The sequence below is a fragment of the Streptomyces sp. NPDC047108 genome (genome assembly GCF_040643575.1).
GTDB lineage: Bacteria > Actinomycetota > Actinomycetes > Streptomycetales > Streptomycetaceae > Streptomyces.
Genome location: NZ_JBEYUP010000013.1, coordinates 82,336 through 97,049, shown reverse-complemented (window position 1 = coordinate 97,049; position 14,714 = coordinate 82,336). Strand labels below are relative to the sequence as shown.

Annotated in this window: 11 protein-coding genes and 1 pseudogene; 4 read left to right on the top strand and 8 right to left on the bottom strand. The window is 69.8% G+C overall.

The window, feature by feature from the left end:
- Positions 1 to 661: 661 nt before the first annotated feature.
- The 3 genes and pseudogenes from ABZ822_RS23470 to ABZ822_RS23460 form a co-directional block, all read right to left on the bottom strand.
- Positions 662 to 820: pseudogene (locus tag ABZ822_RS23470) on the bottom strand (kinase); the annotation flags it as partial.
- A gap of 52 nt (positions 821 to 872) precedes the next feature.
- Positions 873 to 3,779: an AAA family ATPase gene (locus ABZ822_RS23465; RefSeq protein WP_360857475.1), complete on the bottom strand. Its 2,907-nt coding sequence runs from the start codon at positions 3,777 to 3,779 to the stop codon at positions 873 to 875.
- A 38-nt stretch (positions 3,780 to 3,817) separates the two neighbouring features.
- On the bottom strand, positions 3,818 to 4,240 hold the full coding sequence (locus ABZ822_RS23460) for an ATP-binding protein (RefSeq protein WP_360857472.1): 423 nt from the start codon (positions 4,238 to 4,240) through the stop codon (positions 3,818 to 3,820).
- 172 nt (positions 4,241 to 4,412) lie between these two features.
- On the opposite strand from ABZ822_RS23460, the gene ABZ822_RS23455 reads away from it, so the two are divergent.
- The 3 genes from ABZ822_RS23455 (at position 4,413) to ABZ822_RS23445 (ending at position 8,926) form a co-directional block, all read left to right on the top strand.
- Positions 4,413 to 6,767 carry a LuxR C-terminal-related transcriptional regulator gene (locus ABZ822_RS23455; protein WP_360857470.1) on the top strand — a complete coding sequence of 785 codons (2,355 nt, stop codon included), beginning with the start codon at positions 4,413 to 4,415 and terminating at the stop codon, positions 6,765 to 6,767.
- Positions 6,768 to 6,906: 139 nt separating this feature from the next.
- Positions 6,907 to 7,449, top strand: a complete 543-nt coding sequence (locus ABZ822_RS23450; protein WP_360857466.1) for a hypothetical protein — start codon at positions 6,907 to 6,909, stop codon at positions 7,447 to 7,449.
- A 1-nt stretch (position 7,450) separates the two neighbouring features.
- On the top strand, positions 7,451 to 8,926 hold the full coding sequence (locus ABZ822_RS23445) for a hypothetical protein (protein ID WP_360857463.1): 1,476 nt from the start codon (positions 7,451 to 7,453) through the stop codon (positions 8,924 to 8,926).
- A gap of 39 nt (positions 8,927 to 8,965) precedes the next feature.
- Here ABZ822_RS23445 and ABZ822_RS23440 read toward each other — a convergent pair whose 3' ends face one another.
- Complete coding sequence (locus tag ABZ822_RS23440) at positions 8,966 to 9,103, bottom strand: hypothetical protein (RefSeq protein WP_360857460.1); 138 nt, start codon at positions 9,101 to 9,103, stop codon at positions 8,966 to 8,968.
- Between the two features lie 284 nt (positions 9,104 to 9,387).
- On the opposite strand from ABZ822_RS23440, the gene ABZ822_RS23435 reads away from it, so the two are divergent.
- The gene (locus ABZ822_RS23435) at positions 9,388 to 9,777 is read left to right on the top strand and encodes a hypothetical protein (protein ID WP_360857457.1); all 390 of its coding nucleotides are present in this window, start codon (positions 9,388 to 9,390) and stop codon (positions 9,775 to 9,777) included.
- 174 nt (positions 9,778 to 9,951) lie between these two features.
- On the opposite strand, the gene ABZ822_RS23430 is transcribed toward ABZ822_RS23435, so the two are convergent.
- From ABZ822_RS23430 to ABZ822_RS23415, 4 genes are all read right to left on the bottom strand, one after another.
- Positions 9,952 to 11,031: a protein kinase family protein gene (locus ABZ822_RS23430; RefSeq protein ID WP_360857455.1), complete on the bottom strand. Its 1,080-nt coding sequence runs from the start codon at positions 11,029 to 11,031 to the stop codon at positions 9,952 to 9,954.
- Positions 11,032 to 11,200: 169 nt separating this feature from the next.
- Positions 11,201 to 12,667, bottom strand: coding sequence for a VCBS repeat-containing protein (locus ABZ822_RS23425; protein ID WP_360857453.1), 1,467 nt, complete (start codon positions 12,665 to 12,667; stop codon positions 11,201 to 11,203).
- Between the two features lie 270 nt (positions 12,668 to 12,937).
- Complete coding sequence (locus ABZ822_RS23420; protein ID WP_360857450.1) at positions 12,938 to 13,321, bottom strand: DoxX family protein; 384 nt, start codon at positions 13,319 to 13,321, stop codon at positions 12,938 to 12,940.
- A 279-nt stretch (positions 13,322 to 13,600) separates the two neighbouring features.
- Positions 13,601 to 14,638: a S8 family peptidase gene (locus ABZ822_RS23415; protein WP_360857446.1), complete on the bottom strand. Its 1,038-nt coding sequence runs from the start codon at positions 14,636 to 14,638 to the stop codon at positions 13,601 to 13,603.
- Between the last annotated feature and the right edge of the window lie 76 nt (positions 14,639 to 14,714).

Below are 14,714 nucleotides of genomic sequence, written 5' to 3'. Positions count from 1 at the left end.
CGTCGGCAGAAGCGGGGTCCTGAGCCGACCACGCCGGGCGACCCTCGTGGGTCCGCGGCTGGGGCACGAAATCCGGCGAGGGGTCCGCGACGTGCGAGAGGTGGGGCGCCTCGTGGGAATTCGAGCCGCCGTTCCGCTCGGGAACCAGGTCGGACGTCCACTGCCCATGCGGGGACGCGCTCTGTGCGCGGTGCCTCGCGCTCCGGCGCGGAGGCGGGGTGAACCAACCCCACTCGCGCAGCGCACCGCTTCCTCGGAGCTTGATCAAGTTTCTCAACAATGTGTGCCAACCTCAGCAGAGCCACATGAAGGAGACAGGGACCCCATGCGGCGATATACACCCTGAGATCCGTTCCGTGCAGCTTGCCACTCCCGACCCGGAAAAGGCGACCCCCGTCACACATACCGCCACAAAGCATCACCCTCGGTCACGCCGCATCGGCGATGCGGCATCCCCGCCGAGAACGCCGCATCCCGCCACCGTCGCCGGCAGCCTCCTCAGGAAAGTCTCGGCCGGCCGGAAGTGTGACGAAGGGGGCGGAGTGAGCAGCCGACGAGCAACTCCGCGGCGGCCGGCAGGGCATGGACGATCCGGGGAAACCTCTGCGACTCAACAGCCGTCACGGGCGCGCCTCTTGCGTAACGGCGCGCCGCGCCCCGGTCAGCCGTCCATCGCGGGCAGGCGGGCCAGGCCGGTGTCGAGCATGATGCGGTCGACGGTCTCGCGCAGGGTGCTGCCGGCGCCGATGACGGTCTCGATGCGGCCCGGCAGCAGATCGCGCGGCCGGTACCAGTCGCGCAGGTGCGTCTCGTTGACGTCCCACCATGGCCTCAATGCCGCCCGATCCGATGGCCGGGGCATTCACTGGTCCTCAGTTCGGGCCAGGTCCTCTCAGAGCGCTTGCGAGGACCGATCTGCCGGTGATGGCCAACTTCCGGTAGCAGTTGGTGAGGTGCTTCTCGACGGCGCGGCAGCTGATGCCGAAGCCGTCGGCGATGGCCTGGTTGCTGAGCCCCACAGCGGCCCGCTTCGCCACTCTGAGTTCGGCCGGCGTCAGGCGTGAGCGGGCGGGCATGTCCTGCCGGCTGGGCACCGCGCCTCCGAGCCGGGAGGCGGCCTGGCCGGCGACCCTGGTGGCTCCGCAGGCCATCGCAAGGGTGTGGGATCTGCGGAGCGCCGACTCGCCTTCCGTCGTGCCGGCACCGATGCGGTCGCCAAGTGCCAGCAGGGCGCGCGACATCTCGAACTGGTTGGCCGATCCTTCCAGGACGTCGACGGCGTCACGGAGCACGGCGAGGCCCGACGGGCCGTGGGTGACCCGGCCTTGCGCGGTGAGAGCCCGGCCCAGCGCGGAGGGGGCGCCCCAGAGCTCGGCGAGTTCGACCTCGCGACGACTCAAGTCGGCGGCACGCTCGTGTTCGCCGAGATGGTGGTGGACGACGGCGGCGTGGGAAGCCCAGGGCAGCAGGGCCGGATTGCGCCATCCGTACTGTTCCATGCGGTGCCCGGCGTCGTAGAGATGGCCGAGTGCGGTGCGCAGTTCGCCTCGGCTGATCGCGAGAGTGGCATCGAGCACGGTGAGCAGGGCCCACAGGTAGCGCTCGTCCGTGGCGCGGTACCGGCCGCCGAGGAGTTGTTGGGCGAGGGTCATGTCGCGTGCGTGGATGGCGACCAGGGCGAGTGAGACGGCGGCGGTGACGCCGACGCCGTCGTGTTCGGAGCCTGTCATCTCGAAGGCTTCGGTCGCGTGGGCTCGTGCGTGGTGGAGGCGGCCGTGGGCGAGGGCGGCGAGGGCCTGCTCGCTGCGGATCAGGGCCTGTTCGACGGGGTTCTCGCCGAGGGCGGCCTCGTCCCGCGCCGACTCCAGCCAGGGTACGAGCGCGTCGGCGGAGTCGGCTGCGACCATGGTCGCGACGACCATGGGCATGGACGTGTGCACATGCGAGGGGTCGGCCGGTTCCCGCTGCAGAAGGCGCTCGCACAGGCCGCCGATCTCGGCCGCCGGGAGGGCGTTGGCGCAGGTGGCCGAGGCGAGCAGCATCGCGAGCAACTCGCGTTCCCCGCCGGTGTCCATCGCGGGATCCGGACCCAGCCTCTTCAGGCGTACCACGGAGTCGGACAGCAGCAGCGGGTCCGGGCTGCAGATGGGACGCATCCGCGCCTCCAGCCGCAGGGCCAGTTCCCGCTCGCGTCCGCGCAACTGCCGCTCGTCGCCCAGGCCGTCGGCGACCCGCCGCAGGAGGTCGGGGACCGGGAGAAGGGACGAAGCCAGCACGGCCGGGGACAAGCGGGTCATGGCCTCCGCACGGTCGGCGGGCGTTTCCAGCAGGGGTACGGCCTGGGTCATGTGCCGGACCGCCGCCAGCGGGGCGAAACTGCGTTCCGCTGTGGCCAGGTCGACCAGCAGGTGACCACGGTCCGAGCCGTCCGTACCGTGCGGGAAGCTGTCCAGCAGCGCACACCGCAGGTAGCGGGCGGACACCTCGGCCTCACCCCGGTGCAGGGCACTCTCCGACGCGGCGCGCAGCACCTGCCGCGCCCAGGCGTCCTGCGGCGCCCCCACGTCCATGAGCTGGTCGGCCACGCGCTCGATGGGGCGTCCGGCCCGGTGGAGCAGTTCCGCCGCACGGGCGTGCGCTGCCGTACGATCCGCGGCCGGCATCCCCTCCAGGGCCGCCTCCCCCACCACGGGATGCACGAACCGCGCCGGAGCACCATGGGTGACCAATCCCAGTCGGGTCAGCGCTGCCATGCTGTCGTCCCGATCTCCCGCGTCCAACAGGGCCAGCGCACCCAGCAGTTCCGCATCGGCGTCCTCGCCCAGCACGGACATGGCCCGCGCGAGCCGCAGCACCTGCGGGCTCTGCTCCTCCAGGCACTGCTGCGCACGAACGCGCAGGGACGACAGCCTCAGCCCGGCCAGGGACTCGACGTTCGCGGCCAGCGGCCGTAGCCGCCGCACCACCGACTCCTCGACGATCGAAGCGATCAGCGCCGGATTGCCACCGGAGGCGGCGTGGCAGGCGGCGGCGAACTCCTCGTCGGCGGGCTCCCCCGTCCCCACCCGGATCACCGCCTGGGAGGCGCGGAGCCCGTACGGCCGGGGGCGGAGTGTGTGCGTCGCCGAGCGCGTCAGCTCACGTACCGTCGCCCGCCCCGCATGCCGGCAGCCGTCTCGGACGGTGCAGGCCAGTACGACCGGCATGGTGTCCACCCGCTCGGCCAGGTGCCGCAGCCAGCGCAGCGTCGCCGCATCCGTCCAGTGGAGATCATCGACCAGAAGCAGCAGCGGTCGGTCACGGGAGATGTTCTCGACCAGCCGGGTCGACCTGAGCAAGGTCCCGGCATCGACCGCATCCACCGCGTCCACCGCATCCACCGCGTCCACCGCGTCCACCGCGTCCACCGCGCCGACCGGATCCGCCGCGCCGACCGGGCCCGCCCAGCAGCTCCCGAAGGCGTCGTCCCCCAGTGGGGAGAAGGCTCCCCGGGCCCCTTCCGCCGTCCAGCGCTCGCCCCTGCCCTCCGGAGCACGCCGCAGAGCCGGTTCCAGGAGCTGACGCAGGACCCCCAGAGGAAAGTCCCGCTCGACGGGGGCGGCGCCCGCCCGCAGAACCGTGGCGTCGAGCCACGCACCTCGTACACCGATCTCGTGCAGCAGCGCCGACTTGCCGATCCCCAGCGGTCCACGGATCACGATGAACGCCCCGCGACCGTCCTGTGTGCGCCGCAGCGCCCCGGCGGCCCGGTTCAGTTCGGCGTCCCGCTCCATCAGCATGACGGCGAGGTCCTTCCCACAAGATCGTTCCGTGTACTTCACCAGGGGCGATCGGATGATGACGGAGCGCTCTCACCTCGCCCGGCGGGCGACGACAGTTCAAGGTTGAACCAGACCGCCTTTCCCGTGTCCGAGACCTGACTCCCCCACTCATGGGCGAGTTCCTGGACCAGGAACAGGCCCCGGCCGCTCTCTTCGTCGTGCCGGGCCGTGCGCACGCCGGGGATCCTCGGGCTCCCGTCCCGTACCTCGCAGTGGAGGGTGCGGGGCCGGATCGAGAGGGACAGACGAATCGCTCCCGAGCCGTGACACAGCGCGTTCGTGACCAGTTCGCTCACCAGCAGCTCCGTGATGTCGGAGTAGGGCGTCAGACCGCAGGCGTCGAGGTGCAGGCGGATCGTCGCCCTCGCCTCGCGTACCGACGAGCGCTCGGAGGTGAGCGTGAGACTGAAGTGCTGCATAGGGAGGCTTCCAGGAGCTCGACAGGGTCCACGACAGGACCGCGTTCACCTTGCTCCGCGCGGCGCTCCCCCCGGGACGGGAGAAATACCTAGGCGTCTACGTAAGAGCTGGTGGCGGGAATGCGGCTTCCGCGTAGGCTGATACGGAATGGCATGAAAGGCTCGCTTGGACATGACATTCCAGCCTGTACCGGGCACTCGGGACGGTTCCCGGCTGCCCACCGAGCTCACCAGCTTCGTCGGGCGCCGACGTCAGGTTGCCGAGGCGAAGCGACTGCTGTCCGACGCGCGACTGCTGACGCTCACCGGCCCCGGCGGGGTGGGCAAGACCCGCCTGGCCTTGCGCGTCGCCGATGCCGCACGGCGCAGCTTCCGTGACGGAGTGCGTTTTGTCGAACTCGCGGAGTTGCGGGACCCGTCCCTCCTCGCTTACACGGCGGCCCAGCAACTCGGTCTGCAGGATCAGCCGTCGCACCCCGCGGTCGACACGATCACCGCCTTTCTCGAATCGCGCCAGCTGCTCCTCGTCGTCGACAACTGTGAGCATCTGATCCATGACAGCGCGCTTTTCGTCGACCGCATTCTGCGGACCTGTCCCGAGGTACGGATCCTGGCGACGAGCCGGCAGTCGCTGGGCATCTACGGCGAGACGACGCTGGTGGTCCCGCCGATGTCCGTACCGGGCTCCGGCGACGACGTTCCGGGCGTTCTGAAGCAATACGACTCGGTGCAATTGTTCGCCGATCGCGCGAAGGCCGTCCTTCCCGAGTTCGACATGCACGACGAGAACTGCGCGGCGCTCGCACGCCTGTGCCGTGAGCTGGACGGCATCCCGCTCGCGATCGAACTCGCAGCGGTGTGGCTGCGCGCCCTCTCCCTCGAGCAGATCGAAGAGCGGCTTTCCGAACGCTATGGCCTGCTCACCGCGGGGCCACGGGGGGCGCCGCCGCGCCAGCAGTCGCTGCGTGCCATGGTCGACTGGAGCTACGACCTGTGCTCGACACCGGAGGAGCGCATCTGGGCCCGCGCGTCCGTGTTCTCCGGAGGCTTCGATCTGGCGGCGGTGGAGCACGTCAGCGGGGGCGACGGAGTGAACCCCCAAGACGTACCGGGCACCATCCGCTCGCTGGTCGACAAGTCCGTCCTGATGCGGGACGAGGCCGACGGCGTGGTCCGCTACCGCATGCTCGAGACGATGCGGGAGTACGGCCTGGAACGCCTCCGGGCGGCGGGCGAGGACACCGCGGTACGCCGGCGCCATCGCGACTGGTACGCGGGGCTGCTCGACCGGTTCGAGGCGGAGTGGATCGGACCGGAGCAGGAGACCTGGGTCCGCCGTCTGCGGCGCGAGCACGCCAATCTGCGGGTGGCCCTCGACTTCTGCATCACAGAGCCGGGCGAGGCCCTCGTCGCCCTCCGCATGGCGACCAAGATCGACGAGTACTGGAGCATCCGCGGCATCAACACGGAAGCGCGCTACTGGCTCGACCAAGCGCTCGGAGCATCCGCGGAGCCCACGCCCGAACGCGTCTCCGCGCTGTGCCTCAACGCCTGGTACGGGCTGCTGCAGGGAGACTTCGATGCTGCCGCGCCGCGGCTGGCCGAAGCCGACCGACTCGCCTCGCAGCTGGGCGGTACGGGCAGGACCGCGTTCGTCACACTCATCAACGGCATGGCTGCTCTCTTCACCGGCATGCTGGAGGACGCCGCGTCCTTGCTCGGCGACGCTCTCTGCGGGTTCCGGTCCGCGAAGGCAGCCCGTGGCGAGCTGTTCGCGATGGGCATGCTCGGTCTCGCCCTGGGCCTGGGGGGCGAACGCCGGCGAGGCCTGGCCCAGATCGATGAGTGTCTCGCCGAGGCGTCCGAACGCGGGGAGGCCTTCTGGCGCTCCTGGGCCCTGTGGGCCCTGGCGTTCCTCGAGGTCGACCACGACGCGCGCCGTGCGGAGACGGCGGCCAAAGAGGCACTGAACATCCACGTCCGGATGCGCAACAAGGGCGGGGCGGCCTTCGTCATCGACACCCTCGCCTGGGTCAACGCCCAGCAGGCCAGGCACGAGCGCGCGGCAACGCTGTTCGGTGCCGCTGCCGCCCTCTGGGACGCGATCGGATCGTCCCCGGACCACTACGCGCCCATGAAGGACATCCGCCACCAGTACATGGACAGGACGCGAGCGGCCATCGGCGACAAGACCTACGACCTCGCCTTCCGGCGCGGCTACCGGATCTCGGCGGAGGAAGCGGTGAACTACGCGCTCGAGAGCACGCCGCCGACGCGGACGGCGACTCCCACCGGGGCGACTCCCACCGGCGAGGAAGAGAGCCGCCTGACGCCGAGGGAACGGGAGATCGCCGCGCTGGTCGCCGAAGGGTTGTCGAACAAGGACATCGCCTCTCGGTTGGTGATCGCACCGCGCACGGCCGAGGCTCATGTGGAGCACATCCTCAGCAAGCTCGGATTCACCTCCCGGGCACAGGTCGCGTCCTGGTTCACGGCGCGGAATCCCGCTGCGCCGGAGGCCGGTTGACGCCGGTGCAGGTGTGCGGCTCTAGTTCCTGTGCGCGGGCTGCTCGTCAGCGCGGCTGGGCGCTGCGAAGCCGGAGCCCCGATTCACAACTCCCGTGGATGCGCGGTGAGTTGGTGGCACCAACGGTAGCCTGGCTGCCATGACGCTTCTTGGTGGCTATCTGTGCCCACGCTGTCAGGACGGGAGTTACGAAGACTGGCTCCTCGGCGTCACCCGACGGGCAACGGAACTCGGTGACTTGAGCACGGCCCTGTGGGGGATGCGCTTCTGCACCGCAGGCCATCCGTACACCGAACTGTTCGGTGCCCCCGGCGCACGCAACACCGCGCCCTACGTGGTGGAGCGATGCACCATGGAAGCGGCGTACCTCGCGCAGTACGGAGAGACGCCCGCGGCCGGCGTGATCACCCCGATCCGGTTGGATGCCACGGCACCGCCGAAGCGTTCGGCGATGTACCTGGACGCACTGACCTGGATGGGGCTGGCGGTGGCCTCCGGCGTGTTGGGCAACGCCGCCTACAGCGGCATCAAGGCCGTGGTGAACCGGTTTCGTGAGCGCCCCGAGCCCAATCCGCTGCACGGCCTGAGCGAGGCGGAAGTGCAGCGTTGTCTGGAGGTCATGCACGAGTACCTGGCCCAGCGCCTGGCCGATCTTCGCGTCACCGACGACGGCGATTCCTGACATGGCCGGGCGTCCACTGAGCGACGACGAACTCCGGGTGCTGTCCTTCAACTTGGCCATCCTCGCCAAGCAGGTCGAGCGCCTGCGGACACTCACCGAGCGGTCACCGACCTCCCCGCTGGGGCTGTACGGCTCGTCGTTCCAGTTGCGCGGCTGCGTCGTCGACATCCGCGTGCCGTCCGGGGTGACCTTGGAGACCATCCTGGACGAGTCGTTCGCCGGCCATGCGGCCGAGGCCTACGCGAAGACCGCACTGCACGAGTTCGCGCACTGGTTCCAATACGCCTGCACGCCGTACGGGATGTACCTCGTACGCGCCCAGGAGGCCCAGACCAGCGTGGTCCGGGCAGTCTGCCAGGGCATCGTGGACGGCCTCACCGACGACTACGGAATGCCCGCTCTGCCACCGCGCACTCTGCCGATGCCCTTCTTCGAATGGCTGCGCGCCAACCTCGACCTGAACACCAAGTGGGGGATGCTCTCGCTGTCCATGTTCCGGCGCTGGCTGGCCGGCGAGGACATGGTCGCCGCACTCGAGGGATTCGACGCGCGGCAGGACCCGGCCGAACTGGCGTCGGCTTTCATGACGCTCGAGGGGATGCGCAGCGACCCCACCGCCCTTCTGCGCTTCCCGAACACCAAACCCACCGTCCGGGGCCTGATCATGGACGAACCCGTCCAGCCGCTGGTGGACGGTGAACCGTTCGGCGCGCACCGCGTCGCCGAGTGCGCTGCGACGCTACAGGCGTGCGCCGACTACGACGCCTTCGACGAGAGCACGCTTGTCGGCGACTACCGTCCGGCCTACCAGCTCGTGCGCGAGAAGTTTCCGGACGCCCCGACCGGCCACGTGGTGAGAACCGTACTCGCCCTGACCGAGGTCGCGTTCTGGTCCGACATCTTTCCCTGCCTGCGCAAGCGGACGTGGCGGCGGAAGGACATGCGGTGGAAGGACATCCACCCCGGCTGGCGTTTCGTCCGGATGGTCGATGCGCTCGAATCCATCGGCCTGTTGTGCCGCTTCGAGGACTACCACGCGTTCGTCAGGAAGGTCACCGACACCTTCGGCTGGACGTCCATCGACACCTTGGCCACACGCGCGCTGTTCCGGATCAAGCCCACCGACCCCAATCCGCTGCTCCAGGCCTTCGGCCTGAGCTGCGCCGTCCGCAAGAAGGACCCAGCCGCGTTCGCGCTGTGGATCGAGGCCATCGTCAACGGCGTCGCAGGGGCGTCGCATCCGGATCTGCAACCGAAGCTCTGGTGGTGGAACGGGCAACGTATGCGCAGCGATGACGGTGACCTGCTCCATGTCGTGCATGACATGCATCTGATCACCCGGCAGTTCATGCTCGGCACTCGCTTCGAGCGCAAACATCTGCTCATGCGCGACTACGAGGAGGCCGCGTTCGCCGCGGTCGTCAAGTCCACGCTGCATCTGCCTCCGGAATCGTTCATCCAGGTCGGGAGGCGTTGATCCCGGGGAGATCGCGGTTCGCCCACTCCTTCACCGGCTCTACCAGCTGCTGCCGCCGTCGCCGTCGACGATCAACCATGCGTCGGCCGGCTCGTCCTCCGGCTCTTCGTCGGCTGTTTCCACGTCGTCGGCAGGGATGCCGATCAGCTTCTCGTCGTCGTCTTCGCGCTGGTGCATGGGCCGTACCTTACGACCCCGATCCGCAGCGCCATCAGTGGCAACCCAGCCAAGCCGGAGCGCCCTCCGAGGCGGCCTTGGTCAGAGCCGGATGATGCGGCTCGCCTCGGCCGGCCCGCCGGCCCTGAAAGGGGCAGGGCTACGCGCATCGGGTGCGCGCGGCGAGAGCAAGAAGAAGCACGCCCTGGACCTCGCATCACGACGAGCCACAGAGCACAGTGGCCGGCTCGGTGAGTAGGAGTACGGATACCAGGCCCGTCCCTCGTGGTGTTTGACTCCCTGCTGTGACGACCGACGACACAGGCCCCGAGGCCGCCCCGTACACACCCCGCCAACGCGGCCGGCACCTGGCCTCCTGGACGGCCCTCGCCGTCCTGTGTGTACTTCCGCGCACACGCGGCAAGAGCAGACTGCGCATCGCCTCCGGGACGGGTCTCGCTCTCCTGCCTGTCCTGTTCGTGGTGATCTTCATCATGGCCATTGATGATGCCCTTGGCGGTCGGTCCACGGTCCTCTACGACATCAGCATCTGGATGCTGCTCGGCTCCGGGGTGCTCGGCCTCGCAGTACTGCTCCTGCCCGCGCGGGTGGTGGACCGCCCTGCACGTAAGGCTCTCCTCGTCGGGCAGTGTGCGTTGTTGCCCGTCGCGGTGGCTCTGGCGGTGGCAGCCTGACGGCTCTCCGGATCCCGTCCGGTGCGGGCGCGTGAGTGCCGAAGTCTCCGACTCGGCCTCCTCGGGCGCCGAGTCAGCCCGGCGTGCGGGCGGTTCGGGCTGTGTCGTGGAGCCATGAGCGGGAGAACCGGCCGAAGGTTGGCCGTGGGTGGCAGAGGGCAGCCCGTCCTCGCATCAGCCGGACCGTCCTGGCTGTCCGATCCTGCGGATCGCCTCCAGCGGGTAGGAGGTTGCCCGGCTCTCCTGCTGGAATCGGCGGTAGAAGTCGCCCATGACGTCGGCGACCGGCGCGTATCGGAGAAGGATCGACGCGACCGCCGCTGGAACGTCCCCCGGGGGCACCCCTTGGGCGCAGGCGCGCACGAACGCCGCGCGCTCTGCCGGTCCGTGCCCGTACAGCGCGAAGGCCAGCCAGTTCACCAGATGCGTGACGGTGTAGCACCGGTCGTAGGTGCGGTGCTGGTCGAAGAAGTCGGCCTCGTCCTGGGTGAGTTCGAAGCGTGAGGAGGTCGCGAGGCCGTAGTCGGCGAAGAAGAGCCGCCGGCCGTCGGTGAGGATGTTCTGGAAGTGGGCGTCGAAGTGCAGCAGCCCACGGGCGTTCATGAACGAGACGCCGGCTTCCAGTTCGGCGTCCACCATCGCGCAGGCGCGCTCGGCCGCCTCGCCACCGGCCCCTATGTGAACGCCCAACCAGTCGTGCAGGTTCTGCGGGATGTACTCCAGGAACAGCACGAGGCTTGCCGACGACTGCTGGAGCGCCTCGACCCGGCGGCGTACCTCCGAAGCGCCGCCCCAGTAGGCGACGGCCCGTTCAACATCGGCCAGTTCCTCGGGAAGTGGCAGACCAGGGCCGGGTAGCACCCGCCAGTGGTGCATCAGGGGGAAACCCGCGTAGTCCCCCGCGATCACCCAGTTCGTCGTCATGGTGTGCACGGCCAGCTCGCGCCAGGCTCCGAACCCTGGGCCGCCGATACTGCCGATGCCGTACTGGCAGAAGACCGGGAGCCCGAACAGGTTCGCCGTGGAGTGAATGTTCTCCGGTCGTCGCTCCAGATCGGTCAGGGGTACCTGCTTGACGAAGACCGAGGTTCCGTCGACCTCCAGCAGCGCTGTCTTCCCACCGATCCCGGAGCCGATCGGTGTCGCGGCGTCCACCAGATCGTGCAGCCTGCGATCGCTGCACAGCGCCAGCGATGTGGCAACGGCACCGTGGGCGGCCAGACGAGCACCACGGGACAAGTCGGGGCTCTTCACCTGGGCCTCCAGCCGGGCATCGCCTCTGGTGCAGCACCCTGCAACGAACACCCGATCGGGAGCTGCCGCCGGACAGCGTACGAGCACCCACGCATGGGAGTTCCGCCGCTCCCGCGGTCCGCGAGGAGGAGGACGACCGGTTGCAGCACGGGCGCTGTCGGGGCAGTCCTCACGAGGCTCGGCGCGCGAATCCCGTCGTGTTGAAGGACGTCTGGTCGCGGGACGTCGTGCCGTTGGTGATCCACCAGTGCGTGGGGTGTTCTCCGTAGAGGCCGAACAGGATGCCGGGCGCCCAGTGCAGGATCAGCTCGTCCTTGCCGTCGCCGTCGAAGTCGGCGGCTCCCGCGGGCCGGGCGTGCCGCCACTTCGCGGGCGTCTTCTCGCCGTCCGCCTTCGCGGGCCCCTCGCGCAGGACCGTGGTGCGCTCGTCGCCGTCGATGAGTGTGGCGCCCTCGTACGTGGCGACCAGGATGCCGTCGCGGCCGTCGCCGTCCGGGTCGGCGGCCGCGAACGGGCCGGGCCCGAAGTCGTTGCCTGGTTCCTTGGACGCCTCGGGCAGCCGGTGGGTGATCGGTTCGCCGCCGTCACCCGGGTACACGGCGAGTGAGCCGTCGACGTCGGGTGCCTCGGTCTCGTAGCCGGGCTCGTCGTTGCGGCTGCCGTCGTCCCCGACGGCCACGTCGCGCAGTTCGTCCCCGTCGAAGTCTCCGAACGTGTGCGCGTTCCCGGAGCGCAGTCGCTTCCCGTTCTTCGACAGGCCGCTGGCGCGGTGGGCCGTGTAGAGGGTGTTGCCGGACTGCTCACCGTCACTCACGCCGTGGAGCAGAAGTGAGGTGGCCCGGGGCTTGCCGGACGGGTCGATGTCGTCCGCGATCAACTCGCCGTCCGACCAGGGCAGGTCGGTGTCCGTACGCGACGGCGCACCCGACCGCTCGAACGGGCCGTACAGCAGCACCATGGACGACTCGTTCTGCGCGAGCGACGCGAGGTCGTGATGCCCGTCCCCGTCGAAGTCACCGCTCACCACGGACTCCACGCCAAGCTTCGAGGCGCTCCGCGGCAACCGCACCGGCGCAGCCTCCGCGCCCGCCTCGGGTCCCTTGGGCCCGCCCCAGGTCACGTACGGGACGGTGGCGGGAGCGGAGACGTGCCCGTCATCCGCGCGCTTGCCCTCGACGGTCGTGATGAAGTCCGGGAAGCCGTCACCGTCCAGATCGGCGTGGACCACTCCCTCCGCGGGGACCGCGTCGGGCTCGCCGGCGCCCTCCCCCGCTTCGGGCAGGCCGAGGTCGCGACGCCCGTAGACGGCGCGTGTCGAGGGGTCGAGGCCCTTGGCCGAGCCGTAGACCACAGCGATCCGTCCGTCGCCGCCCGGGTTCTGCTGGTCGCCGCCCGCGCCGGCGGGGATCACGAGGTCGCGGTGCCCGTCGCCGTTGATGTCCTCGGGGTCCTTCGACCCCTTGCCGGAGGCCGGCGCCCGGCTCTCGGAGGGTGCGCCGGGCACCCCGGCGGCCTTGGTCCCCTTGCTCGAGGAGGGCTCGTGGTCCGTCCCGCCACTACTGCATCCGGTGAGCGGAGCGAGCACGAGGCAGACAGCGCAGACAGCGAGGGCAGGCAAGGCGGTACGAGACTTCATGCAGCTCACCCTCACACCCCGTGCCGTCCCCGGACGAGCGAAGGTGGCCCGATTGTTGCCCAATTGTCTCTTCCCCGTGGCTCTTGTCGCGCCCCGAAGCGGAAGGCCCCCCGCGCTGAATCCGCGCATCCTGACCGGTCCGCTTCGACCCGACGCCTTGCCGGTGGTGCTTCACACGGCGAGGCGCCGCGGCCGGCCGGGAACGGCCGCCGTGTCCGCGTGAACGACACGGCCCCGGCGGGCGGGGACCGGTGGGCCGGGCCCGAAGAGTCAGCCGGTGAAGGACTCGGGGCCGAAGCGGCCCCACGCGATGAAGACTGCGAGCGCGAGATAGACCAGGTTGAGCACCACGAACGGGGACTCGCCGCGTCGGCCGTGGGTGATCATCGCGCCGGCCATCAGCAGGACCCAGCACACGGCAGTCACCGGCACGAGCACCGGTGCGATGTCGAGCGCGGCGGGCAGGATCAGGCCCGCCGCGGCCAGGAGCTCCAGGACGCCGAGGGTCTTCACGAAGCCGACGCCGGCGTCTTCGGTCCATCCCCCGCCCTTGGCCGCGGCCAGCTTCTCCTTGGGCACGCATGCCTTGCTGATGCCGCCGGTCAGAGCGACTGCGGCCAGGAGACCCGCAGCGATCCACAGCGCGAGGTTCATCGTCCACTCCTTGATCGAGGCTTGCCTGCACCACCTCGTAGGACGAGACAGCCGTCCCCGTCTGTGACATCTCCGAACGCCCGGAGCGACCGCCCCTCGGGCATGGAATCCGAGTGCCGACCCTGGGCCAGGTGCCCCCACACGGCGAACGCCACCATGGACCGGGAGGGCACGGGGAAGCCCGCTGATCCCGAGCGCTGATCCTCGTTGCGCGGTTCAGGCCGTCATGGTCCGGCCCGCTGCGGCGCCTTGCGTCGGGTCGCCGAGGACGTCTCGGCGCTACAGACCTCCCGCGTAGAGCAGGCGGTTCGGCGTGCCTGGAGGGGGGTTCTCGATCGCTCCGCGGGTGGAGCGTTCGATGATCCACTCCTTGACCTCGGCGGGCGTCGCGTCCGGGTGCTCGGAGAGACGGAGCGCAACGGTACCCGTGACGAAGGGCGCCGCCCATGAGGTGGCGATCTTGTCCTCGTCGGTGGAGGTGCCGCCCTCGGCGAGCGCTGAGGTGATGCGGCTGCCGGGAGCGTAGAGGTCCACGCACTCCCCGGCGTTGGAGCGTACGAACCCGTCGTCGGCGTGCTTGCTCCGCTGGTCGGAGGCGGCCACCGTGATCACGGACGGAACGTTCGCGGGCGGGTACGTGCAGGCGTCCGCGCCGTGGTTCCCGGCGGAGACGACCACCGTGAGGCCGGCGCGGGTCATCCCTTCCACCGCGGCCCTCAGCCGCGGGGCGGGCCGGCGGAAGTTCAACGACATGTTGACCACGGCCGGACGCTCGGCGTGGGCGGTGACCCAGTCGGCGGCTTCCACGACCTTCGCGATCCGCTGCTGCTGGTTCAGCCTGCCACCGGTGCCTTCACTGCACTCCAGGGCCTTCACCTCCACGATCCGAGCCTTCTTGGCCACTCCGGTGGTACGGCCGCCTGCGATGCCGGCGACGAATGTGCCGTGACCGAGACCCGTCTCGTCGTGGCAGTCGCGCTTGCCGTCGGAGCGGATGACATCCGTGCCCCAGGAAGCACGTCCGGAGAACTGTTCGTGGCGGGCGTCGATGCCGGTGTCGATGAAATACATCGTGACGCCCTCACCGGTGGCCTCGGTCCGGAAGGAGCCGTCAAGCCGAGGGCCTCGCTGGTCGATCCGGTCGAGTGCCCACGGCGCCGGCTGCCGCTTGCCGGGTGATCGCGACGAGGACGGCGCGGAATGGCTGCCGGAAGGGCGCTCCTCGGAGGAGGAACGACGCTTCTCCGAGGAGGCCGGATTCTGCTGCGAGGAGGGCGTGCTCGAGCATCCGGCGAGAACGCCGGTCAGGGCCGTCACCAGGCCCCATATAAGGAGAAATCGGGCCGCCGGAGCCCACGAAACGGATCGTGTCATGTCGCATCTTCCTGTGGGG

Bases quoted from the DNA above. Each gene is read 5' to 3' on its own strand.
- ABZ822_RS23420 (WP_360857450.1), bottom strand. From the start codon at position 13,321: ATGAACCTCGCGCTGTGGATCGCTGCGGGTCTCCTGGCCGCAGTCGCT.
- ABZ822_RS23460 (WP_360857472.1), bottom strand. From the start codon at position 4,240: ATGCAGCACTTCAGTCTCACGCTCACCTCCGAGCGCTCGTCGGTACGC.
- ABZ822_RS23445 (WP_360857463.1), top strand. From the start codon at position 7,451: ATGGCCGGGCGTCCACTGAGCGACGACGAACTCCGGGTGCTGTCCTTC.
- ABZ822_RS23465 (WP_360857475.1), bottom strand. From the start codon at position 3,779: ATGCTGATGGAGCGGGACGCCGAACTGAACCGGGCCGCCGGGGCGCTG.
- ABZ822_RS23425 (WP_360857453.1), bottom strand. From the start codon at position 12,667: ATGAAGTCTCGTACCGCCTTGCCTGCCCTCGCTGTCTGCGCTGTCTGC.
- ABZ822_RS23440 (WP_360857460.1), bottom strand. From the start codon at position 9,103: ATGCACCAGCGCGAAGACGACGACGAGAAGCTGATCGGCATCCCTGCC.
- ABZ822_RS23450 (WP_360857466.1), top strand. From the start codon at position 6,907: ATGACGCTTCTTGGTGGCTATCTGTGCCCACGCTGTCAGGACGGGAGT.
- ABZ822_RS23455 (WP_360857470.1), top strand. From the start codon at position 4,413: ATGACATTCCAGCCTGTACCGGGCACTCGGGACGGTTCCCGGCTGCCC.